General features: G+C 48.4%; 18 protein-coding genes. 11 read left to right on the top strand and 7 right to left on the bottom strand.

Features of this window, described 5'->3' with window-relative positions:
• Positions 1-372: 372 nt before the first annotated feature.
• Positions 373-927 carry an NUDIX hydrolase gene (locus ACJ2PR_RS16810; RefSeq protein WP_446877845.1) on the bottom strand — a complete coding sequence of 185 codons (555 nt, stop codon included), beginning with the start codon at positions 925-927 and terminating at the stop codon, positions 373-375.
• An 83-nt stretch (positions 928-1,010) separates the two neighbouring features.
• The gene (gene folK, locus ACJ2PR_RS16815; RefSeq protein WP_446877846.1) at positions 1,011-1,508 is read right to left on the bottom strand and encodes a 2-amino-4-hydroxy-6-hydroxymethyldihydropteridine diphosphokinase; all 498 of its coding nucleotides are present in this window, start codon (positions 1,506-1,508) and stop codon (positions 1,011-1,013) included.
• A 100-nt stretch (positions 1,509-1,608) separates the two neighbouring features.
• Between folK and ACJ2PR_RS16820 the strand changes: the two genes are divergently transcribed.
• The 3 genes from ACJ2PR_RS16820 to ACJ2PR_RS16830 all read left to right on the top strand — a co-directional run bounded on the left by ACJ2PR_RS16820 (position 1,609) and on the right by ACJ2PR_RS16830 (position 8,095).
• Complete coding sequence (locus ACJ2PR_RS16820) at positions 1,609-3,033, top strand: carotenoid oxygenase family protein (RefSeq protein ID WP_446877847.1); 1,425 nt, start codon at positions 1,609-1,611, stop codon at positions 3,031-3,033.
• A 360-nt stretch (positions 3,034-3,393) separates the two neighbouring features.
• Positions 3,394-5,493 carry a S8 family serine peptidase gene (locus ACJ2PR_RS16825; RefSeq protein ID WP_446877848.1) on the top strand — a complete coding sequence of 700 codons (2,100 nt, stop codon included), beginning with the start codon at positions 3,394-3,396 and terminating at the stop codon, positions 5,491-5,493.
• A 433-nt stretch (positions 5,494-5,926) separates the two neighbouring features.
• On the top strand, positions 5,927-8,095 hold the full coding sequence (locus tag ACJ2PR_RS16830) for a pentapeptide repeat-containing protein (RefSeq protein WP_446877849.1): 2,169 nt from the start codon (positions 5,927-5,929) through the stop codon (positions 8,093-8,095).
• Positions 8,096-8,097: 2 nt separating this feature from the next.
• On the opposite strand, the gene ACJ2PR_RS16835 is transcribed toward ACJ2PR_RS16830, so the two are convergent.
• The 3 genes from ACJ2PR_RS16835 to ACJ2PR_RS16845 form a co-directional block, all read right to left on the bottom strand.
• On the bottom strand, positions 8,098-8,547 hold the full coding sequence (locus tag ACJ2PR_RS16835; RefSeq protein ID WP_446858130.1) for a hypothetical protein: 450 nt from the start codon (positions 8,545-8,547) through the stop codon (positions 8,098-8,100).
• A gap of 213 nt (positions 8,548-8,760) precedes the next feature.
• Entirely contained in the window at positions 8,761-8,985 is a 225-nt protein-coding gene (locus tag ACJ2PR_RS16840) for a hypothetical protein (RefSeq protein ID WP_446858131.1), read from the bottom strand.
• Positions 8,986-9,541: 556 nt separating this feature from the next.
• On the bottom strand, positions 9,542-9,886 hold the full coding sequence (locus tag ACJ2PR_RS16845) for an NfeD family protein (RefSeq protein WP_446877850.1): 345 nt from the start codon (positions 9,884-9,886) through the stop codon (positions 9,542-9,544).
• A 314-nt stretch (positions 9,887-10,200) separates the two neighbouring features.
• Between ACJ2PR_RS16845 and fumC the strand changes: the two genes are divergently transcribed.
• On the top strand, positions 10,201-11,601 hold the full coding sequence (fumC, locus tag ACJ2PR_RS16850) for a class II fumarate hydratase (RefSeq protein ID WP_446877851.1): 1,401 nt from the start codon (positions 10,201-10,203) through the stop codon (positions 11,599-11,601).
• Between the two features lie 117 nt (positions 11,602-11,718).
• On the opposite strand, the gene ACJ2PR_RS16855 is transcribed toward fumC, so the two are convergent.
• Positions 11,719-12,075, bottom strand: a complete 357-nt coding sequence (locus tag ACJ2PR_RS16855; RefSeq protein WP_446877852.1) for a hypothetical protein — start codon at positions 12,073-12,075, stop codon at positions 11,719-11,721.
• Positions 12,076-12,365: 290 nt separating this feature from the next.
• Between ACJ2PR_RS16855 and ACJ2PR_RS16860 the strand changes: the two genes are divergently transcribed.
• The 7 genes from ACJ2PR_RS16860 (at position 12,366) to ACJ2PR_RS16890 (ending at position 20,071) form a co-directional block, all read left to right on the top strand.
• Positions 12,366-12,923: a Uma2 family endonuclease gene (locus tag ACJ2PR_RS16860; RefSeq protein WP_446877853.1), complete on the top strand. Its 558-nt coding sequence runs from the start codon at positions 12,366-12,368 to the stop codon at positions 12,921-12,923.
• Between the two features lie 188 nt (positions 12,924-13,111).
• Positions 13,112-13,396 (top strand): DUF433 domain-containing protein, encoded by a 285-nt coding sequence (locus ACJ2PR_RS16865; protein ID WP_446877854.1) that lies wholly within the window; start codon positions 13,112-13,114, stop codon positions 13,394-13,396.
• A 148-nt stretch (positions 13,397-13,544) separates the two neighbouring features.
• Positions 13,545-13,802, top strand: a complete 258-nt coding sequence (locus ACJ2PR_RS16870; protein WP_446868777.1) for an addiction module protein — start codon at positions 13,545-13,547, stop codon at positions 13,800-13,802.
• A complete protein-coding gene (locus tag ACJ2PR_RS16875; protein ID WP_446877855.1) occupies positions 13,765-13,998 on the top strand; it encodes a BrnT family toxin in 234 nt (77 codons plus the stop codon). Before ACJ2PR_RS16870 ends, ACJ2PR_RS16875 begins: the two co-directional genes overlap by 38 nt.
• Before the next feature lie 48 nt (positions 13,999-14,046).
• Positions 14,047-14,346: a hypothetical protein gene (locus ACJ2PR_RS16880; RefSeq protein ID WP_446877856.1), complete on the top strand. Its 300-nt coding sequence runs from the start codon at positions 14,047-14,049 to the stop codon at positions 14,344-14,346.
• 99 nt (positions 14,347-14,445) lie between these two features.
• Positions 14,446-17,241, top strand: a complete 2,796-nt coding sequence (locus ACJ2PR_RS16885; protein ID WP_446877857.1) for a COR domain-containing protein — start codon at positions 14,446-14,448, stop codon at positions 17,239-17,241.
• 103 nt (positions 17,242-17,344) lie between these two features.
• Positions 17,345-20,071, top strand: a complete 2,727-nt coding sequence (locus ACJ2PR_RS16890; RefSeq protein WP_446877858.1) for an efflux RND transporter permease subunit — start codon at positions 17,345-17,347, stop codon at positions 20,069-20,071.
• 7 nt (positions 20,072-20,078) lie between these two features.
• On the opposite strand, the gene ACJ2PR_RS16895 is transcribed toward ACJ2PR_RS16890, so the two are convergent.
• On the bottom strand, positions 20,079-22,958 hold the full coding sequence (locus ACJ2PR_RS16895) for a WD40 domain-containing protein (RefSeq protein WP_446877859.1): 2,880 nt from the start codon (positions 22,956-22,958) through the stop codon (positions 20,079-20,081).
• Positions 22,959-23,109 lie beyond the last annotated feature (151 nt).

Genomic DNA, 23,109 nt, shown 5'->3' on the forward strand with positions numbered 1-23,109 from the left:
CTTTGAGAAAGAAAGGCTTCTAGAAGGCAAAAACTTCTCAGGAGTTTAAAGCTTCTCAGAGATTTAGGGGCAACAACCGACTGAAACGGAGACAATCAACGACCTATGTGTACACCGTAGCCTCAGTAAAGCGGGGATCTAGAAATCCGGCGTTGCTGATTGGAGGGATGAATCTGTGTGAAGTGTCAATCTTTTCGCCCCCTAAATCCCCCAAAATTGGGGGACTTTGAACATTGGGGTTTCCCTCCGCTTTGGGGCAATTCATCCTCTGATTCAGCAACGCCGAAAATCCCACTACTGCCAAGTCCTAATTTTTCGACTGTTTCGCATCCTCTAGATCAAAATTATCAACCCTTCTCCAAAGTCCAACGTCTAAACCCCCTCCAACAAGGGCCGGGCCAGCATCAAGCTACAGATCGATTTTGCGTCTGAGATTGTGCCTTCCTGGATTGCTTTTTCGACTTCTTGAAGTGTCATCAAAACGGTTTCAATGTCTTCGTCGTCGTCTTGGTTGGGTGGATTTTCTAGCAATTCTAAATCGGTTGCCAAAAATGCGTAGATCACTTCATCTGAGTAGCCAGGTGCGAGAAAAAATTCGCCTAACTTCTTCCACTGGCTTGCTTTGTAGCCGATTTCTTCCTGGATTTCGCGCTCGATCGTCTCTAGCGGATCTTCTTCTGGCTCAACGGTTCCCGCTGGAAATTCTAACAAACGACCCTGTACAGTAAAGCGATACTGCCGAGTCAAAACTAGCTTACCGTCAGGCGTAATGGGCACTGCAAGCGCGCCTCCCGGATGACGAATACATTCCCAGTCACCCTCTGCACGATTGGGTAACCGGAGCCGATTCACTTCAAAATTGAACTTGCGACCCTTATAGGAAAGGCGCTGTTTCAGGAGTTGAGGAGGTTCTGAACCCAGGGGCATGTGGTAAGGGGGGTGAGGGGTTTAAGGGAGGGAGGGAGAGGGAGGGAGGAGGGAGGAGGGAGGAGGGAGGAAAAAAGAATGGGTTAGGTGAGTTTTTTAAGGTCGGAGGGGTCTAACGCTTGGGCGAGTTGGGCGATCGCTCTTCCAGACACAGGTTCGATCCAGTCGGGGGCAATTTCGGCTAAGGGAACCAGCACAAAGGCGCGATCGGACATTCTGGGATGCGGGATTTTTAGATGAGCCGTGTTCAGGATTACATCATTAAACAGGAGCAGGTCTAAGTCAAGTGTCCGAGGCCCCCATTGTTCTTGGCGGATGCGTCCAAATTGAGTTTCGATACTGAGCAGGGTTTGTAGCAGTTGATCAGGGGTGAGCGTAGTTTTGAGCAGGGCGCAGCCGTTGAGGTAGTCGGGCTGAGGGGGACTGTCTGGCAGGGTGACGGCTTTGGTTTGATACCAATGCGATCGCGTTTCGACTTTGATCCCCATGCTGCGATCGAGCCTTTCTAGCGCAGCGTCTAAAATCAGTTGAGAGTCGCCTAAATTACTACCAAGGGCGATCGCGCAATCTACAAATTCCATTAATTTTTCATTAGACAAGAGACCTTAGATGTTGGACGAGAGACAAAAGTTTAACGTCAAAGGCCCACGCTAGACTAGAAGACTGATTTAGGAGACGATCGTGACTAGTTCCCTGACTAAGAAGACTTGGGCAAAGGCAATTTTACACACGGCAACCGGATTTGAGCCGACTCCTTTGGCGATTTTGTCTGGGGCCATTCCATCGGGCTTACAAGGATCACTTTATCGCAATGGGCCGGGGCGGTTAGAGCGGGGCGGACAGCCTGTAGGACATTGGTTTGATGGCGATGGGGCGGTGTTGGGCGTTCATTTTAGGGCGGCGGGTGCGACGGGCGTTTATCGCTATGTGCAGAGTGCAGAATTTCAGGAAGAAGAACGGGCGGGACGGTTTATCTATGGTGGCTATGGCATGATGCCGCCGGGGGCAATTTGGGAGCGGTTTAAGGCTACTAAGAATGCTGGAAATACGTCTGTGTTGGCGCTGCCCGATCGCCTCCTCGCCCTCTGGGAAGGTGGACATCCCTATGGGCTGGATTTAGAAACTCTGGAAACTCGCGGCTTTGATGATCTGGGAGGTTTGCCCAAATCGCTGCCGTTTTCTGCCCATCCCAAACGCGACCCTCAAACACGAGACATCTACAATTTTGGCGTGAGTTTTGGCAAAACAGCCACCCTAAATCTCTATCGCATCAGCGCAAACGGAACGCTAAAACAAAGAAGCAGTACCGCTTTAGAGGGATATCCTTTACTGCATGACTTTGTGATGGCTGGGAAGTATCTCATCTTTTTTGTGCCGCCAACTCGCCTAAATCCTCTGCCCGTATTGGCTCGATTAAAAAGCTTTAGTGATGCGTTTTCGTGGCAGCCAGAGCGGGGAACTCAGATCCTTGTGGTCGATCGCGACACGCTAAAAGTCGTCAGTCAAGGTGAAACAGCCCCGTGGTATCAATGGCACTTTGGCAACGGTTATTTGGATACAGATGGAAACGCTGTTGTGAACGTGGTGAAGTATGCTGACTTTAATACAAATCAGTATCTAAAAGAGATTGCTACAGGTGAGATTCAAACAATCGCAAAACCAACACTCTGGCAAATCCGAATTGATCCACACTCTGCAACAGTGCTGGAGATCACTGAACTGCTCGATCGTCCCTGCGAATTCCCCATTGTCAAGCCTCAAGAAGTCGGTCAGCCTGCACGATACACCTACTTATCGATTCATCGGTTGGGGGCAGATTTGAGGCAAGAAGTGTTTGGAGCGATCGCTCGTTTCGATCAATCCACTGGCGCGTTAGTCGAAGCCAATATGGGAGACAATCACTATCCAACGGAGCCAATTTACGCCCCCAATTCTGAAGATCTCGATCGCGGCTGGATTCTCACCATTGTCTATGATGGAGATCGCGATCGCAGTGAGGTTTGGATCTTTGATAGCGATCGCCTGGATGATTCTCCCGTCTGTCGTTTAGCATTGCCAGAAGTGATTCCTCTCGGATTCCACGGCACCTGGAAACCTGCTGTTTGATTAGAGAGAACGCAATCAATTTAGAATGCTTATTAGACCTCCTGCGCGAATCCGGAAACGCCCCCTAAATCCCCCACAAGTGAGGGACTTTGAGCCAAGACTTGCGGTTTCAAAGTCCCCCAGAATGGGGGATTTAGGGGGCACAAGCCGACCCAAACGGAGCAAGACCTAAGCAGCAGGTGACATCGAAAATTCTATTCATGCAGGAGGTCTATTGTTTCCCATTTTTGGAAGAGTTTAGAGGGGAGCGCGATCGAGCATTGTGGCACAAGTCCGATAAACTTAAGGTGATTAGTTCCGTAGCCTGTCGTTTGGGCTGCGTAGTCACCAGGCATCAGACGCTTAAAGGAAGGGACTGCTATGACCAATCCACCTATCGAACCTCCCGCAAATGCCAGTGTTGCCGAAGAGAGTCGGGGCAAGATTCTTCAGCGCGGGGGCGAAGAGTTGGTGATCGAAAAGGTGAACGATCGCTTTGCAGTCCAGGCCAAATCTCAGCAACAGGTCGAAGATTTAGCCAAAAACATTCCCGCTGAGATCGATCCCAAAGCTGGGCCGCCACAGTTGACGGAGTTTGTGGTCAATCCCACGCAAAAAGATCAGGTGTTAAAAGAGGTGCGCGGATCGGATGCGGTCGATTATGCCAGCAATATTTATCAAATTAAAGACAATCCCGGTTCGCGTATTTACCTGACGAATGAGATCACGATTCAATTTGCCCCCGCTGTAAAAGCGGAAACGATTGCAGCGATCGCCACCGAGTTAGGACTGCAACAAGGGAAAACGATCGCTGGAATTCCAAATACGTTTGTCTTTCAACTGACTGCAAATGCGACCGAAAATCCGGTCAAAATTGCCAATCGATTAATCGCCAAAACAGAAGTTCTCACCGCAGAGCCGAATGTGATTGTGCAAAGTCAGGCGCACTATCGTCCCAAAGATCCGCTCTACCCCAAACAATGGCATCTCAATCACACAGGCGGTCAGGATTTAGCCGCCAATTCTCATGTGTTTGCCGAACAAGCCTGGGAAACCACGCGGGGGAGCCGTTCGATCGTCGTTGCGGTCATGGACGATGGCGTTGATCTAAACCATCCTGACTTTCAAGGAGTCGGCAAAATCGTCGCGCCCAGAAACTTTAAGGAAGACACCTTCCTCCCGCTCCCTGACGAAACAGATGAAAATCACGGGACTTCTTGTGCAGGGGTTGCGGTTGCCGAAGAAAACGGATTTGGCACAGTGGGGGCGGCTCCCGGTTGTGCGCTAATGCCCATCAAAACCACAGGCTTTTTGGATGATGAAACGATCGAGGCGCTGTTTGATTGGGCGGTCACCAAAGGCGCATCGGTAATTTCTTGTAGCTGGGGGCCGAGTGCCGTCTATTACCCGCTTTCACTGCGACAACGAGCCGCAATTACACGCGCTGCAACCGAAGGACGGAATGGGAAAGGGTGCGTGATCTTATTCGCTGCGGGGAATGCAAACCGACCAACCAGCGGAACGATCAATGAATCAGGTTGGCAAAACAATGCACTCACTGGAAATACAAAATGGTTAGGCGGATTTACCGTTCATCCTGATGTGATTACCGTGTCTGCTTCGACAAGTTTGGGCAAGAAAGCAGCCTACAGCAATTGGGGGCCAGATGTTTCTATCTGCGGGCCCAGCAACAATGCGCCGCCGGGAGTTGGCTTGCCTGATTTGGGCTATGTCTACACGCCACCAGAGATCAGAAGTTCGCTGCGAGGATTGGGGGTGTTTACGACCGATCGCACCAACGCAGATGGCTACGATCAAACCAATTTCACCTCTGATTTTGGCGGGACTTCGAGCGCTTGTCCGTTGGTGGCTGGAGTGGCAGCCCTGGTGCTGTCGGCAAATTCTGATCTGACGGCTCAAGAAGTGCGGCAGATCCTTCAGCAGACGGCGGATAAAATTGTTGATGCTGACCCCGATCCGCAGTTTGGGTTACGCAAAGGGACTTATGAGGCGGGAGGACGTTCTGATTGGTTTGGGTATGGCAAAGTGAATGCTGCAAAAGCGGTGCAGGCTGCGACTCAGAGACGATCGATGTTGACGGCTTCGACACGATCGCTTCAGCTTCAAAATACAACCAGCGTTGTGATTCCTGATAACAATGCTCAAGGAATTGTGAGTGTGATTCAAGTCGGTGATACGGCAGCTTTACGAGAAATACAGGTTGCGGTAGACATTGATCACACGTATTTGGGAGATATTTCGGTCAATCTAATCTCACCTGTGGGAACGTCAGTCACACTACAAGGGAGAACGCTGGGACGCAGAACAAAACTACAAACGATCTACACAATGCAAACCACGTCAACGCTGAGAAAGTTTTTAGGACAACAGACTCAGGGACGCTGGCAGCTTAAAATCGTAGATGCAATTCCGAATGATGGCGGAACGCTGAACTGGTGGAAATTGACGATCGGCGTGTAAAAGCAGGGAGTTTGGAGGGATGAGAATCAATCCGATACAGTCCTTGCAAGATTAGGGAACGTGATGAAGATCACCTAAATGGGGTTAGTTCAATCACTAGCTCTTAGATTTTTGTAACTAAAAATAAACTGGTAAGATAGTTTCCGTAAGATTACTGAGTTGAACAATCCGCTTTTCCAATAACTCGTGTAGAATCCCTGAGCTTTTACATCAACTTCAATGGTGCTTTTACTAAGTGACGATTACCCATGCAACCGATATTACACAATCCAGGCGCGAAGACAGTCTCCGCTTCAGAACCAGCAAGGATCAACGTAAACCCCTTCCCACTCTTTCAGTTTTCACCCTCTAGCTGCAATTTGCGGGTGTCAGATCGGTAAAGCAAAACTCAGAAAAAAGCGCTTACGTGTGTACGTCCAACGATGAGAGGGATATGTGCAATCTGGAACCTGGCGGAGACTACGCGGGCCAAAACTGGCAACAGTATGATTTTCGGGGTGCTGATTTGAGAGAAGTCAACTTAAGTCGAGCCAATTTAAGAGGAGCCAACCTATGTGAAGCAAATCTGAGTCGAGCCAACCTGAGAGAAGCAGACTTGACCGGAGCAGACTTAACGGGTGCAACGCTAGTTCAAGCTAGTTTGCGTCGTGCTGATCTGGAGGACGCTACCCTAGACCACGCAAATTTAGAAGGAGCGGACTTGGGAGGAGCTAAACTTTATCGGGCAACCCTGCGAAAAGCGAACCTCAGCGGCACTCAAATGAAAGGTGTCAACTTGTACCGTGCCAACCTGTTTGAAGCGAATCTCAAGGGAGCAAACTTTCAAGGAGCCAAACTCGAAGCAGCCATTCTGACGGGCGCTGATCTAAGTGGGGCCCAACTCACTCGCACCAATCTGATTGAGGCTCACTTAGAAGAGGTTAATTTGACTCATGCAACCATGAACAATGCGGTGATGAATGGGGCTTGCCTTGATCGCGCCAATTTTCAAGAAGCCCAAGCACGCTGCGTCAAACTGTCAGGAGCTAAGTTGCGTCAGGCCAACCTTCGGGGTGCAAGCCTGAGACGCACTAATCTGACTCAGGCGGATCTCGACGGAGCGATTTTAAGCGGGACTGACCTCTCGAATGCGTTCCTCAAAGATGCCAATCTCACAGGCGCACGTTTGGAACGATCCGACCTCAGCGAAGCAAAGCTCAATCGGGCAAAGCTAGCGGGAGCGAACCTATTTGATGCGAAACTGACAGGGGCAAATTTGGAGGCGGCAAATTTAAGCGGTGCCAATCTCAGTTTTGCGATTTTGCATGGCGCATACTTGAGCCGCGCGGATTTGAGCAATGCCAACCTGAGTCACGCAAAACTTCGCCGCGCTCAACTTAAGGGAGCCAATCTCAGGGACGCAAACCTCGAAAACGCTGAACTACGAGGAACTGCCCTGGGATTTGCCACACTCCACCGCGCTAACTTGAATGGCGCTTTGCTCGAAGGAGCCGATTTAGCAGGAGCCGATCTAAGCTTTGCCATGCTTCGCGGAGCTTGTCTCAATCGGGCAAATTTAATGGCTGCCAACCTCGAAGAAGCTGATTTGAGTGGAAAAGGAACAAGGCTCAATGGGGCCGATCTCAGCGATGCCAACTTGCGGGGTGTCAATCTTTGTCAGGCCCGGTTGAGTGGAGTAGAGTTTACGTCTGTCAATTTGGAGAATGCGAATCTCAGTCAGGCATTTTTGCGACGGGCTGATCTCAGTGATGCCAATTTGACGGGTGCCAATCTGAGAAAAGCTGATCTGAGTCGAGCTTATCTAAGCGGCACAAATTTGACGGGAGCCGTGATGCATGAAGTGCGTTTGAGAGCCGCAAATTTGCTCAATGCAGTGCTGAAAGGAGCCGATTTGACGGATGCTTCTTTAAGCCGCGCCTATCTTAGCTATGCCGATTTTAGTGAGGCAAATCTGACTCGATCGAATCTACGATCGACCAATCTAACTGAGGCGATCTGGACAAATACCCAAATGACCGATGCCACGATCGGAGAAAACCAAGGCCTATCCATTGCTCAAGAACAGCGATTTTTGAAGGCTGGGGCACGTTGTGAGCAGTCAGAATCGATCCGTCATTTAGAAGAAACCAAGAGCGACTTAGAAGATCGATTAGACAACCTTGAAACCGCCTTTGATTGCTCTCAAGAATTTCTCGATCGCCTTCTCAAACCCACCCTTAAAAAGCTTTGCGATCGCGGTCAAGAACCGCTTTTTCACTCTATTAATCACAACGTTGAAGCATTTGAACGTACCTTCAGAACTAAAGAAGCAGAGATTGAAAAGTACCAAACTCAAATCGATCAACTCAGCGAAGAGGATCTACAAATTGGATCGACTCGAATCAGAAAACTACTCAAAAAAATGCACGATCGCATTGTAGAACTCCGACGATACAAATTGATTTTTGAAGAGATGTGGATGAGTTCCGCTACGGAAGGCGATAATGAACCGTCGAGAGAAACTATCATCATTGACGAAGGTTACTTTCGAGAAAAATGCATTCCAGAAATTCATATTGAGGAGAGTTCAGAGATCGAAGCCATTGATGAAAGTGAAGATTAACTCTAATCCTCACCATCCTCTTCTTCTTTTGATTTTGTGTTGGATGATTTTGTGTTGGAGGATTGACCCTTCGGAAATAAATCGCGGGTAACCACGTAATAAAGTCCTGCAACGTCTGATACTAACCCAGCTAAAAGACCCGCCTGCATCGCTTCTGAGTAAGGCTTTAGGCCAAAAGCAGGCAAAGAAAGTAATGCCATGAGCCAAAAAGGAGCGATCGACATCGGGGCAACCAGAGATCCCAATATGATCATTCTTGCAGTCAAGCGATGCCTGAGTTCAAAACTTCTAGCCTGGTCGGCCGTCAAGGCATCTTTGCCGACACCGTGTTCTTTAAGAAACTCATCGGTCGTCTGAGTCTTTTTGAGATCAGATGATATGATTTTGAACGAATTTTGGTCAATTCCAGCCAATCTGAGAAACTCTTCAGTTGTTATTTTTTCCGCCGCCATAGCCCCCCTTATTTACAAAAAACCCCAGGAAAGCCACTCCTCACCTAACACTCAAGTCGAAGAAAATACTAGCTTGGGAAATAGAATATCTACAAACAAATACTCTACAAGTAGTTTCCCAGCAATTAACTTAAGGTTGTTAAAGAAGACTAGCCCTCCTGGAATTTAAGGGGTTGAAAATAGGGGCAGTAAATCAAACTTGAGCGAGTTTCATTAGGGAATGACGATTTCCTTAATCACTCGATCGTCTTCTACCACTCCAAGACTGCGACCTTTCTTTTTTTCTTCATGGGCAATGCCATAAAGCGCCAGTCCAGTCCGCAAAACCTCCGCCATATTCTTTCCAGAATCGGTTGCCAACTCTTGAAGCAAATCGTAAGCTTCTGGAGCCAGGTCGAGGTTTAGCCGCTTTCTTTTCGTGAGCACTTTCTCAGCCATATACGTCCTTCTCTTGTTTCTACTGCGCGTACCCGTCAGAGCGTCACCAAGCATGACAAACACAAACTGGGAGAGGTTCTATCTTTCTGCGTTGCCCACACCCTGATTTAAGGGTAGGATTCCCAGAAAGATAATCTAAACTACAAGTCCTGAGTGTATTTTCAATAACGGACACACAAAACTTATACAAATATTCTATCCTGTGTTGCTTCTATGAAGAGAACAGCCTGCATCGGCAAATTCAAATCCTGGATGACCAATGCAGACTGAAGACATTCGACGGGTTACCTGCCTGAGTCGTCACACTCTGATGATTCGGCTAATCCGTCTTGTTTAGGCAGAGGGGCGACCCCGTGCAGGTGACTCGAAGAGATAGCGATTTGAGCCGTGTGGCTCTGAGGCTGGCAGCGTGGCGATCGGCGAACAGAAGCTGGATTTCTCAACTGATTGCGCTGATACCTGGGAAGTGGATGCTTGCTCCATCTGTAGGGAAGGGCAGGATTGAGGGGATGAGATTTGAGTCTGTATGAGCATTTGAGTTGCATATTGCCTCCACTTAAGCAGCATTGATAGATGGGTTGGACTGTGAATTGCTGGGAGCGAGCGGTTCCACGATCAGAATAATGTTGATGCGATCGAGGACACGAATGGGGGTTCCGGGTAATAGGACAACATTGTGTGGACAAGCTGCAAACCACCACGAGGCTTGATAACTGACTCTTCCAAGTTGATTGGGATAGATGGTCTCAGTCACAATTCCTTGTTCTTCGAGGTAGTTGAAACGTTGTACACCGATTGGCTGTTGTACACCGATTGATTGAGGTGAGGAACCTTTGACCAGTCGTTGTACTCTCAGCGAAAACAAAGACCTCAAAAAGTTCAGTAGGGGATGGCTTTTCATTCCTGACTCCTTGCGATGAATCGCTTTTTTCAATGAACTCGTTGGCAACAGATATCGGGAGATTTACGCTAAAACCCTTATGAATTAAGGTGATTTTCAGCTTTTTTAGCACTCGCTCACCCGTCTTTTGTCTTCTCCCTGTGCTGCTGCGAGAGAATTCTTATGGTGTCTTATTCAGCTCTTTTTACTGAATATACCAACATTAAATACACAAATCTACCTCATGTCAACCCTCTCATCCGAATTGTCCTGCACTCGCTCCTTGATCACCCCACAGCAGTAGGATCAAGAACGATGAACAGAGGAATGAGCTTATGTCAGACGCTGGATTAACTCGGAATGAGACGGATAGTATGGGGTCGATCGCTGTGCCAAACGATCGCTATTGGGGAGCACAGACGCAGCGTTCTTTGATGTATTTTGCGATCGGTCAGGATGTCATGCCGAGGGAGTTGATTCGGGCGTTTGGCATTCTCAAAAAGGCGGCGGCGATCGTGAATCATGATTTAGGCAAACTGACTCAAGAGCAGGTCGATTTGATCGCGCAAGCAGCCGACGAAGTGATCGCAGGGAAATTGGACGATCATTTTCCGTTGAGCATTTGGCAGACGGGCAGCGGCACTCAGACAAATATGAACGCCAATGAGGTGATTTCTAATCGAGCGATCGAGCTTGCTGGTGGTGAACTGGGTAGTAAAAAACCGATTCATCCCAATGATCACGTTAATATGTCTCAATCTTCTAACGATACGTTCCCCACAGCGATGCATATTGCGGCAGTGGAGACAATCACTCAGCGATTAATTCCGATGATCGTCAAATTGCGAGATGCGTTGTTAGATAAATCACAGGCGTATGATGACATTGTTAAAATTGGGCGAACTCACTTAATGGATGCCGTTCCGTTGACATTGGGGCAGGAATTTTCTGGATATGTGGCGCAGTTAAATCAAGCAATTCGACGTATCGAAGCAAACTTGCCTGAACTGTATGAACTGGCGATCGGAGGCACCGCTGTCGGCACTGGGTTGAATACTCATCCTGAGTTTGCAGCGCGATCGGCAGCAGAAATCGCGAAACTCACCCACTTACCCTTTGTTAGCGCCCCCAATAAGTTTGCGGTCTTAGCGGGACATGATGCGATCGTATCCACCAGTGGCGCACTCAAAACGTTAGCCTGTGCCTTGATGAAGATTGCCAACGACTTGCGCTGGATGGGGTCTGGGCCGCGCTGTGGACTGGGCGAATTGATTCTCCCTGCGAACGAACCCGGTTCCTCAATTATGCCGGGAAAGGTGAATCCGACACAGTGCGAAGCGATGACGATGGTGTGTGTGCAAGTGTTAGGAAATGATGCCACCATTGGATTCGCAGGCAGTCAAGGCAATTTTGAGCTAAATGTATTCAAGCCTGTCTTAATTCATAACCTTTTACATTCTGTTCGCATTCTTTGTGATGCTTGTTCTTCGTTCACCGATCACATGATTGTGGGTATCGAACCGAATCGCGATCGCATTGCTCAGTTTCTCAACGACTCATTAATGCTAGTGACTGCGTTGAATCCCAAAATTGGCTACGACAAAGCGGCCCAAGTCGCCAAAAAAGCCTATCAAGAGAATTCTACGTTGCGCGAAGCTTGTATTGCACTAGAGTTTTTGACGGGTGAGGAGTTCGATCGCTTTGTGCGACCCGAAGAGATGACCCACCCGTCGTAAAACAATGTGAATTTGATGAAACCTTTCGCTGCGGTTGTTAATCTAGACAGCCCCCCAAATCCCCCACGAGTGAGGGACTTTGACTTTCAGAACTCTCATTGGAGACAGATGAGAAAACTATTCATCCCTCATCCTTCTCTTTGACAACACACTCATCACCTCTTGCGAATTGGGAATCGGTAAAGGACGACTCCAAGTAGCCGCTTCTGCAAATCCCCTAGCGTGTAAGTTGCGAATCGTGTCGCTCAAGCCGTCGGGAGAACTAATTAACAACATCAAAACGCGCTCCCAGGCAGGGTCGTAGTCGTAGGGATTGGGACAAATCAAAGCAGCCCGATTAAGCAGTGATTCTTCGTTCATTGCAATAGTTCTAATTGTTGAAATTGTGGTTGGAATGACAATTGGAAATCGGGCGATCGCTCCCAGAATTTCTCCTAGACGACCGCCCAGACCCAAAAACACATCGCCCCGCACACATTACAAATCAGGGCAACTTGAGGAGTGGTAAAATACTCCGTTAGCCACCAGACTGGGTAAATCAGTTTGGGAGGTTAGCTGTCCGGGATTGTTGGTATCAGTCTCGGATAGCGTCAGCGAATAGGCTTTGGGTCGGTTTAGGGCTACTTAATCTCTTCAGAAAAGTAACCTTAATTTGTGAGAATACACGGATTGATTGCTGTCGTCAAGCATCCAATTTCGATTCATCACAGAACAATGAACGATAATGAGAATGCTCCAACTTATTAAATTGCTGAGGTGAAACGATGCCTCTAACGATCGCCGATTTGCAGGCATTTCAGAGCCAGTATCCCGACTATCAACTGGAACTGGTCGAAGGAAAAATTGTTGTAATGAGTCCATCTGACTTTATTTCTGAGGAAATTATCGCTCGGTTAGTCACTTTTCTAAATATCTGGGTGCTACCGCGAAAACTGGGACGAGTGACGGGTTCTGGGGCTGGTTTTATTATGCCGAATTTAGATCTACGGGCACCGGATGTTTCATTTGTGCGGGCAGATCGGCTGCGGCGGAGTCCCCGATCGTTTGTGGAACTGGTGCCCGATTTGGTGGTTGAAGTGCGCTCTGCCAGTGACAATATGAAACCGCTCAGAGAGAAGATTCAAAAGTTTCTAGAACTCGGCGCACAGGTTGGAATTTTTGTTAACCCAGATAAACACGAAGTTGAAATTTATCGCCCCAATTCTGATGTTGTTGAAATGTTGCGAGATGGCGATACGTTAACAATTCCAGAGTTGCTACCAGGTTGGGAAGTTGCAATCACAGAATTGTGGTCGCCTGTGTATGAAGAAAATGGGCAATGAATACTCGTCAGGTAGCCTTTTAGAAAATAAGTTGAAGGAGCAGCTTTGATGTCTCATACCAAATCCACTAGTTACTGATACAGATCCTCGCCCCCTAAATCCCCCAGTTTGGGGGACTTTGAAACGGCTTCCCTGATAGGTTCTTTTCAAATCTAAGAGATAGAAATCGGTTAATTAACTGATTTTTTATGAGTATCATTTGTTGGTTGATTTGGTATCAAGCACTAGATTGGCGAGAATATATTCATTCCAACTCCAAGATTCTTCTGGGCAAACCTGTCGTTAAAGGAACATGGCTATCTGTGGAGTTTATTTTAGGTTTGTTTGCGGCTGGGTGGACTGAGCAGCAGGTTTTAGAAAATTATCCGACTCTGACTGCTGAGGCGATTCGGGCTGTGTTTTCGTTTTCGGCTGAGGGCAAACCGATTCCTGAACCAAAATATCGCCCTGCCATTTACCAAGCAGCTTCTTAACCACAACGATCGACCTTTCCTGAGCGATCGCCCCTCAGTGCAGTAATAATTGGGGAGAGCGATCGATGGTCATAAACCCTGTAGAACTGATTGGTAAAAGCGTTTTTGCACGTTAAACTACAATTAAAACCTAATAGGTTGTGGGGTCATGAAGTCGATCAAAGAACTCACCGAAGAACTCTTATCTCTACCCAGTGCATCCAGAGCGCTTTTGGCTGAGAAGCTGGTAGAAAGCTTAGAATTTGACACTGATTTGGCAATTCAAACCGCGTGGATTTTGGAGGCAAAGCGGCGACGGGATGAAGTCAGAAATGGAAGCGTTCAAACCATTGCGGGGGAAGATGCTCTGGCGCAGGTAAGGCAAGATCATGAACGTCAGTTACACTTTACACAAGATTCAATTTGAATGGGACAGCAATAAAGCATCGTCAAACTTCATCAAACATAGGGTCAATTTTGAGACAGCTTGCGAAACATTTTTTGATCCGTTTTTACAAGTCGAAGACGCTGGCTACATTGATGGTGAGGAGCGAGAAGCTGTCATAGGAGTCACTGTAGATTGGCGCTTGCTTTATGTGGTGTTGTCCTTCGAGAAGATATAATTCGGCTCATTTCTGCACGGTTGGCAACTAACTCAGAGAGAATTCGCTATGAAGATCAATGATTTGAAGCAGCGATTGAGAAAGGATCGCCCAATGATGACGATTCAGTTGAGTGTTCCAGAGGATGTTGTGGAAGATCTACAGCGCATTGCACCTCAGCTTGGCTTTTCTGGCTGTGAACCTCTGATTCGAGCTTACATCGGGCAGGGTTTACGGGCGGATCTTGAGCGTTTTGATCAAGATTTTGAGCTATCGAATTTGGTTGAGAGTTTGCGGCGGCATGGTGTGAGCGATGAGGTGATTGCTACGGCTGTTGCTGAAGCAAAGGGCAAGATAGACGCAGCTTAAAGTCTCGATCGTGACCACGCCTCCTCACAGCGATCGCCCTTCAGATTTGCAGTGATAATTGGGGAGAGCGTCTCAAAAATCACCCCATCCCTCCTCAAGATGACTAGCCAGGAACCTAGAGAAGATAGAACCCCCGATCGTGTTTTGAGAAAGATTCAGGAGGCAAAGGAGAAACAGCTTAAACAACTAGACTTAGAAGGTAGACAGTACGATAGAGAGGAGAGCAATCTAACTCGCATTCCAGCCGAGGTTTTTGAATTGAAGCAGTTAGAAATACTTAATTTATCCTTCAATAAAATTACAGTCATTCCGGATGCAATTACTCAACTTCAAAATTTAACAGTACTGGATTTGTCCAATAATCGGATCGCAGTTATTTCTGATGCAATAGGTCAACTTAAGAACCTGACGAAGCTGGACTTATTCGACAACCAAATCACAGTTATTCCTGATTCTATTGCTCATCTTAAAAGTTTAACAGAACTGTATCTATATAACAATCGAATCACAGTTATTCCTAATGCCATCACTCATCTCCAAAATTTGTCAGAACTAGATTTATCTATCAATCAAATCACAGTTATTCCTGACTCTATTGCCCAAGCCCAAAACCTAACAAAACTGTATTTGTCTCATAATCAAATTACCGCTATTCCTGTTGCTATTGCTCAACTTCAAAACTTAATAAGACTAAATTTATACAAAAATCAGATTACAGTTATTCCTGGTTCGATTACTCAAATCCAAAACTTAACTGACCTGTCTTTGGCTGAGAATCCTCTTAGGACTCCACCTTTAGAAGTTGCGGAAAAGGGAATTGGGGCAATCAGAAAGTATTTTCAGCAACAGGAAGAAGAAGGAATTGATCGTCTCTACGAAGCCAAACTTCTAGTCATTGGTGAAGGCGGAGCAGGAAAAACATCTCTTGCTAAAAAGATTGAGAACCCAAAATATCAACTTGTAGAAAGGGAACCATCGACGGAAGGCATTGAGGTCATTCAATGGTACTTACCGATGAAAAATGGCAAGCAGTTCCGTGTCAACATCTGGGACTTCGGCGGGCAAGAGATTTATCACGCTACCCATCAATTTTTCCTCACTAAACGTTCTCTCTATGTACTTGTTGCAGACAGTCGTAAAGAAGACACCGATTTCCATTATTGGCTCAACATTGTCGAACTTCTCAGTGAAAACAGTCCTCTGCTGATCATCAAAAATGAGAAGCACGATCGACACCGCGAAATCAACGAAGCTGCTCTACGAGGGCAATTCACCAATCTCGAAAAAACCTTAGCGACTAATCTCGCGACCAATCGAGGTCTGGATGACATTCTCAAAGAAATCAAACACCAGATCGCTCATTTACCCCACATCGGAACCGCACTGCCCAAAACCTGGGTGAGAGTTCGGGAGGCGCTGGAGAGAGACGATCGCGACCACATCAGCCTCGAAGAATATTTCAAAATCTGCCACCAAAACGGCTTCAAGAAGCCTGAAGATGCCCTACAGCTCAGTGGCTATCTGCATGATCTGGGTGTCTGTCTTCACTTTCAGGACGACGATCTGTTAACTGAAACCGTCATTCTCAAACCCAAGTGGGGCACCGATGCCGTCTACAAAGTTCTGGATAGCGAGATTGTGATTGGGAAACTGGGGAGATTCGATCGCGCTGATCTCTCAGCCATCTGGCATGAAGCCACCTACGCCCACATGCGCGGCAAACTGCTGCAAGTTATGATCAAGTTTCGGCTATGCTATCAGATTCCCAACCGAAACGAATATATTGCACCGCAGTTACTCACGATCAATCAGCCCGACTATCACTGGGATGAATCCAACAATCTAATTCTGAGATACACCTACGAATTCATGCCTAAAGGCATTCTCACACAGTTCATCGTATCAATGCACCAATGGATTGACGAACAGAAATATGTCTGGCGCAGTGGCGTGATTCTTCAGCAAGACAACGCTAAAGCAGAAGTGATTGAGAATTATGGTAAACGCGAAATTAAAGTTCGGGTGATTGGTAAAGACAAAAAGCGATTAATGGATATTGTCACTTATGAAATCGATAAAATTCACGCAACTTACAAACGATTAAAATACCAAAAACTCATCCCCTGCAATTGTGCGGGATGCAAAAATCAGCAAGATCTCTATTTTTATCCATTAGAAACGCTACGCCGATTTATCGATAATCAGCAGCGCGAAATCCAGTGTCAGAAGAACTTCGACATGGTGAACGTTCTCGGTTTGATCGACGACATCATGGATCGCACCAAACTCTCCAGAGATCCCAGAGATATCGATTACAAAACGCCTCGCGAGATTGCACCCACCCAAGAAGTCTTCATCTCCTACGCCTGGGGCGGCGAAAGTGAGGAAATTGTCAATCAAGTCGATCGCACCTTCCAGCAAAAAGGGATCACGATCGTTCGCGACAAACGAGACCTAGAATTCAAAGGCAGCATCACCCAATTTATGCAGCGTATCGGTCGCGGAAAATGTGTAATCGTTGTGATCAGCCAAAAATATCTCAAGTCCGAAAACTGCATGTTTGAACTGGTGGAAATCGCTGCAAACCAGTCATTCAAAAATCGTATCTTTCCAATTGTTCTCGACGATGCCAAAATCTACAAGCCTCTCGATCGCATCCAATATCTCCAACACTGGGAACAAGAAAAACAATCTCTAGACGAAGCAATGAAAAGCGTGGGTTCTGAATATTTGCAAGGCTTTCGAGAATCGATCGACCTCTACACCAAAATCAGAATGACGATCGCTGACCTCACCAACACGCTCAAAGACATGAACACCCTGACCGCCAAAATTCACAGCGAATCGGGATTTGAGGAACTGTTTGAGGCGGTCGATCGTAAGTTAAACGAGTGAACATTCCCCTAACTCAGTCGTTAAAATAGCTCAAACGGCCTGTTGCTTACAGTAGTCTGATAAAGCACTGCGATCGCCGCATCTCACCCCTCAAAAACTCACTATGGCACCTCGCAACCAACCTGTCCGGGAGCGCTTCAACATTTCGCGGTGGGCAATTTCTGCTCCGTGGTTGACGCTGGGCTTCTGGATTGCCGTCACCGTCGCCGGAATTTTGGCCTTCAGTTCGCTCAAATATGCGCTGTTTCCAGATATTGCCTTCCCAGTGGTGGTGGTGAATGCGACTGCCCCTCTGTCTACGGCGGTTGAAACTGAACGCCAACTGACTGAACCGATCGAAGCCGCTCTACAATCCCTTAAAGGTTTAAATCAGGTCAACGCTTCAACCTATGCCAGTCGATCGGTGGTCAGCGTTTCGTTTCAGGTGGGCACCAGTTTAGAAGACTCGACTCGGCTGGTCAAAGAAGCCGTTGAAAAGGTGAGCTTGCCTAAAGATGGGAAGTTTGAAGCGATCGCGCTCAATCTCAACGAATCAGCCGCCGTCAGCTACGCCATTGAGAGTCAGTCTCGTAGTCTCGATGACTTAAAAAAATTAGCCAATGATCAGATTCTTCCTCCGATTCAGAAGATTCCTGGCGTTCTCAAAGTTTCACTACTGGGGCAAGGAAACGCAGCGATCGGAGGATCTCCCATTCCTCAAACGGCGGGAACATTGGCCCGATTTAATGGACAAAATGTGTTGGCATTCCAGGTGATCAAAAGTGGATCGGCGAATACTCTAGAAGTCGTGGATGCCGTCGAAACAGAAGTGGCGCGACTTCAGTCCGACTTATCAGATGTGAAACTGGTTTTGGCCGCCACTCAAGCCGACTACATTCGCAAAGCCAATCGATCAACAATCGACGCACTGATCGAAGCGATCGTTCTGGCTGTGATCGTCATTTTCCCCTTTCTCAAAAGCTGGAAAGCGACGCTGATTTCTGCGCTGGCGATTCCCATTTCGCTATTGGGGACATTTATCGTCATGGCGATTTTTGGCTTTAATCTGGAGACGATTACCCTGCTGGCGTTGGCGTTGGTGATTGGAAGTGTCGTCGATGATGCGATCGTCGATGTCGAAAATATCAGCCGTCACATTGATGCTGGAGCATCGCCCAGACAAGCCGCCTTATCAGCCACGAGCGAAATTGGTTTACCTGTAACGGCGGCCACCTTGACAGCAGTGGCGGTCTTTTTGCCGATCGGACTGATGGGCGGTGTGATTGGTCAATTTTTTAAGCCGTTTGGGATCACGGTCACCGCCGCCATGCTCATCTCCATGCTGGTTGCCCGCACGCTGACCCCAGTTCTCTCGCTCTATCTGCTTAGAGCCAACCCCAACCGATCGCCCGAACACACCAGCGGACTCTGGATCAGATTTGCGGCAGCCTATCGACGCTTACTAAATTGGTCACTGCGGCATCGAGCGGTCGTCGTGGGCATTGCGATTCTCAGTCTGGTGGCGGGTGTGGCGCTGATTCCACTGATTCCCCAGGGGTTTATTCCTAAGCTCGATCGGGGTGAATTCAATATTCGCTATGTGTCTCCATTGCCGACCTTGCCACCAGGAGCAGCGCAGCAGAGCCAATCCGCACAGCCTTCACAAGCCAATCTTCAAGATCCTCAGAATCCTCAAGATCCTCAGAATCCTCAAGATCTTCAAAATCTTCAAACCCCTCAAAACCCTGCGGCTCTGATTCCGCCTGCATTTAATCCCCTGCAAGATTCGTTAAAAGTAGCAACCCAGCTTGAAGAGGTCGTGAGAAAATCGCCAGAAGTGGATACCGTACTGACGATCGTCGGCTCGCGTGAAGGAGAACCCAACAAGGGCATTCTGCAAGTTAAATTAAAGCCCAATCACCCCACACCAACTGCCAAACTTCAGGATCAGTTTCGGGCTACATTGCCCAAATTGGAAGGCGTAACCACCAGTGTCGAAGACATTCCCTTTGTCGAGGCGGGCAATCAAAAACCGTTGCAGTTAGCGATTCGAGGCGACGATGTGAAAGTGTTGTCTCAAGTGGCAGCCGACATTAAAACCAAAGTCCAGACTTTACCAGGGTTTGCAGATGTCACCGTCTCAGGCAGCCGCCAGGAAAAAGAGACGATCGCGGTTATCGATCGCAAAAATGGTCAGCGCGTCGCCTATATCAGTGCCAATTTGGGCAAAGATTTGTCTCTAGGAGATGCCACTGAGCGCCTGGTCGCTGAAGCAAAACCACTCCTTCCGGCTGGGGTGACGTTGGCGCTGGGCGGAGATTCGGCCACGAGTAGTGAAATCTTTCAGAGTTTTGGGACGACCCTGGCCTTGTCTGCGTTGTGTATTGTCGTCGTGCTGGTGGCGCTGTTTCGCAGTTGGCTCGATCCGCTCGTGGTGGGCTTTTCGCTACCGCTGGCGCTGGTGGGTGCGATGCTGGCGTTGTTGTTCACCCAGAGCGACTTTGGCATGATTTCGCTAATTGGCTTCGTTTTTTTGTTGGGCTTGACTAATAAAAACGCCATTCTGATCGTCGATTACATCAATCAACTTCGACAAGAAGGACTGGAGCGGACAGAAGCCATTCTCAAAGCGGGCCCGATTCGCCTCAGACCGATTCTCATGACGACGGCCGCGACGATTTTGGGCATGGTGCCGATCGCCCTGGGTTTGGGGGCTGGATCAGAATTGCGCTCTCCGATGGCAGTGGCGATCGCGGGTGGGCTTGTCACGTCAACGCTACTGAGCTTGATTGTGGTGCCTGTGCTGTATGCCTTATTTGACGACTTAAAGTTTAGAAGAAAGAAAAGCTAGTCGTTTATCAAGACTCTTTTTGTAACCCTCGGTAGACAATATCGATCGTGGGTTCTATTTTGCGTTCTGAACGTCCTTCCAGGTGAGCGGCACAGCGATCGCGATCGTCCTTCAGGTCTGGGCTGTAGAGCAGATAGTTTTTGAGACGTTGGCAGGCGCGGCGCAGGAGGCTATCGAGATCGAGGTCAATGCGGTAGAGCCGGACGATTTGGGTATCAGAGCCGAGGGGCGTTTCAGTGATGGCGATCGTTTTCCAATCAGGACTCAGTGTTGATGGGTAGCCTCCCTCAAATTGCGCGATTTGCTTGCCCTCTTGATGCCATAACTGCGTCGTGCCACCGCTGCTAACGGTCGCAATCAGCTTGCCATCAGGACTGAACGTCACGCGATTGACACTGCCTTGACTACCAGGAAACTCACCGATTTGTTTACCGTCTTGATTCCACAGCTTTGTGTTGCCATCGTTGCCTCCCGTCGCAATCAGCTTGCCATCAGGACTAAACGTGACACTTTTGACAATGCCTTGCTGACAGGGAAACCCGCCGATCTGTTCACTATTCTGATTCCATAGCTTGACCTGACCATCATTACCGACCGATGCAATCAGCTTGCCATCAGGACTAAGCGCAACACCCCAGACAATCCCCTGGTCATTTTTCCACGCTCTGATCAATTCGCCGCTGTCTCGATCCCATAGTTTCGTTGTGCTGTCGCCGCCTCCAGTGATAATCAGCTTGCTGTCTTGACTAAACGCAACACTTCTGACGTAGCCTTGCTCACCTTTCAACTCCCCGATCGACTTGCCTTCTCTGTCCCACAGGTTGGTTGTACCCCGATCGCCGCCTATTGCAATCTGCTGACCATCAGCACTAAACGCCACAGTGAAAACCTTCTCCTGGTCATTTTTCCAGGCTTTGATCAGCTTGCCGTCTCGACTCCAGAGTTCTGTAATGCTTGGGCCATTACTGATAGTTTTATCCACACTGATGGCAACCTGCTGACCATCTGGGCTGAAGACTACATTAGAAATACCGCTTCGCTTCTCAGTCAACTTGCCGATCGAACGGCTGTCTCGATCCCAGAGACTCGCGTTGCCATTATTGCCGCCTGTGACAATCTGCTGACTGTTTGGGCTAAAGGCGATGCTCCAGATAATGCCTTGATTACCTTTGAACTCGTCGATCGGATTGCCGTTTCGATCCCAAAGCTGTGTATTGCCATTATGCCCGCCCGCCGCAATCAGCTTTCCGTCTGGACTAAATGCCACACTCTGAACAATGCCCTGTCGCCCTTTCAACTCTCGGATCGATTTGCCGTCTCGGTTCCACAGTCGCACAGTGCCATCCTCACCGCCCGTTACAATTTGCCGCCCATCTGGGCTAAACTTCACGTTATTGACTTTGATGTGGTTGGTTTCTAGAGTCTCCTGAATCGGAGTGCCATCTCGATCCCAAAGTTTTAGAGTGCCATCGCTACAGCCGATCGCCATTCGCTGACTATCAGGGCTAAAGGCCACACTGTAGACCTCGGACTGGCGACATCCCACTTCTGGCATTGGCTTACCTGCCCGGTCTTGCAAAATTTGCTTGCCGTCTGGAGTCCACAGTTTTAGGGTGCCATCAGTGCCGCCTGTAGCTATCAGCGTACTATCGGGGCTGAAGGCCACACTCAAAACGAGTGTTTGCTTCCCTTCCAACTCCTTCACCTGCTTACCGTTGCGATCCCAAAGCTTTGTGTTGCCTTCCTTGCCGCCGCCTGTGGCTATTAGTTTGCTATTAGGACTAAATGCCACACTCCAGATGACTTCTTGATCGCTGTTCACTTCCGCGGTCAGCTTGCCGTCTGGATTCCACAGTTTTAAGGTGCCATCGTTGCCGCCCGTTGCGATCAGGGTGCCATCGGGACTATACGCCACACCCCAAATGAGATCTTGACGACCGGGCAGTAGAGTTTCGCGAATCTTGACCAGGCTTGATTGGAGTGCCCAAATCGGGCTGGCAGGATAGGTTCCCAAAGATTTTTCACGAATTAAGGACTGTAGCTCAAAGCCCGATCGCATTGCCGAGAGCAGCCCATCCGTTTGGTTTGAGTCAAATCGTCTCATTGCCGACACGCTCGATCGCTCCAGTCGCGTTTCTGATCGCGCATCACTCCGTTCCTTAACTGCCCAACTTCCTGCGATTCCTGCGCCAACTAGTGCCACCCCAAGCACGGTTAGCGCGATCGCCGCTCGTCTTCTGGCACTCCGCACTAGCTTTTCTGCCTCTTGTCCTGCCTCGATCAAAATCTGCGTCGCTTCTTCGATCGTCCGGCTGGCACGAATGTATTCTCGCTGTAGCTCAGTCGGTACAGGCGTTTTTTGCTCACCATTGGCTAACCACTGTTCTACAAACTTGAGGTCATCCCCTCTAAGAACAAAACTCTCATTGCGCTGCTTGCCGTTCCATTCGACCGCTCGTTCTGTCAAGCGGGTATGCGATCGCACATACTCTAAATCCGTTTCGATCGCCTGAACCAAGGAAGCAAAGCCACGATCGAACTCATCTATCTCGCGAAAAAACAGCCAATTGTGTCTCGACAACATCGGATGAACGGCTGACAAGTCAAAACCTTCGCGATGAACGATCGGCACCAATCGCTTATTGTGCTTGACTGCGTGATCGATCTCCTGACGACAAACATCAGACACCACCGAATCAGGACTAATCACAAACACAAAGGTGTTGGTGCCTTCAATGCCTCGCTCGATCTCCTGCCACCAATCAGCCGTCAGAGGAATCGCCTGCCAATCCACCCAGATTTCTCGCTGTTGTGCTCTCAGTGAGTCATGCAGCGTTTGCACAAAAGCTTTATCTTTCCGAGAATAAGAGAGAAAAACGTCAGTCATGCAAACAGATCCAGGATTTCATCCGATGCACATAAAATAGCAATCGAATGATTCAGTCTCCGTAAAACTAAGGAAGTCTTATGAATCGAGTGTGAAGTGCCTCTGTGTGATCGCGCCTCTTCAACTCACCCAAAAATTCCAAAATCTGTCA

It is taken from the genome of Phormidesmis sp. 146-33, from assembly GCF_052939515.1.

Excerpts from the sequence above, each read along its gene's own strand:
- ACJ2PR_RS16860 (WP_446877853.1), top strand. The coding sequence starts at position 12,366 with ATGCCTCTAACGATCGCCGATTTGCAGGCATTTCAGAGCCAGTATCCC.
- ACJ2PR_RS16810 (WP_446877845.1), bottom strand. The coding sequence starts at position 927 with ATGCCCCTGGGTTCAGAACCTCCTCAACTCCTGAAACAGCGCCTTTCC.
- ACJ2PR_RS16830 (WP_446877849.1), top strand. The coding sequence starts at position 5,927 with ATGTGCAATCTGGAACCTGGCGGAGACTACGCGGGCCAAAACTGGCAA.
- fumC (WP_446877851.1), top strand. The coding sequence starts at position 10,201 with ATGTCAGACGCTGGATTAACTCGGAATGAGACGGATAGTATGGGGTCG.
- ACJ2PR_RS16865 (WP_446877854.1), top strand. The coding sequence starts at position 13,112 with ATGAGTATCATTTGTTGGTTGATTTGGTATCAAGCACTAGATTGGCGA.
- ACJ2PR_RS16835 (WP_446858130.1), bottom strand. The coding sequence starts at position 8,547 with ATGGCGGCGGAAAAAATAACAACTGAAGAGTTTCTCAGATTGGCTGGA.
- ACJ2PR_RS16880 (WP_446877856.1), top strand. The coding sequence starts at position 14,047 with ATGAAGATCAATGATTTGAAGCAGCGATTGAGAAAGGATCGCCCAATG.
- ACJ2PR_RS16870 (WP_446868777.1), top strand. The coding sequence starts at position 13,545 with ATGAAGTCGATCAAAGAACTCACCGAAGAACTCTTATCTCTACCCAGT.
- ACJ2PR_RS16825 (WP_446877848.1), top strand. The coding sequence starts at position 3,394 with ATGACCAATCCACCTATCGAACCTCCCGCAAATGCCAGTGTTGCCGAA.
- ACJ2PR_RS16890 (WP_446877858.1), top strand. The coding sequence starts at position 17,345 with ATGGCACCTCGCAACCAACCTGTCCGGGAGCGCTTCAACATTTCGCGG.
- ACJ2PR_RS16895 (WP_446877859.1), bottom strand. The coding sequence starts at position 22,958 with ATGACTGACGTTTTTCTCTCTTATTCTCGGAAAGATAAAGCTTTTGTG.
- folK (WP_446877846.1), bottom strand. The coding sequence starts at position 1,508 with ATGGAATTTGTAGATTGCGCGATCGCCCTTGGTAGTAATTTAGGCGAC.
- ACJ2PR_RS16885 (WP_446877857.1), top strand. The coding sequence starts at position 14,446 with ATGACTAGCCAGGAACCTAGAGAAGATAGAACCCCCGATCGTGTTTTG.
- ACJ2PR_RS16845 (WP_446877850.1), bottom strand. The coding sequence starts at position 9,886 with ATGAAAAGCCATCCCCTACTGAACTTTTTGAGGTCTTTGTTTTCGCTG.
- ACJ2PR_RS16840 (WP_446858131.1), bottom strand. The coding sequence starts at position 8,985 with ATGGCTGAGAAAGTGCTCACGAAAAGAAAGCGGCTAAACCTCGACCTG.
- ACJ2PR_RS16875 (WP_446877855.1), top strand. The coding sequence starts at position 13,765 with ATGAACGTCAGTTACACTTTACACAAGATTCAATTTGAATGGGACAGC.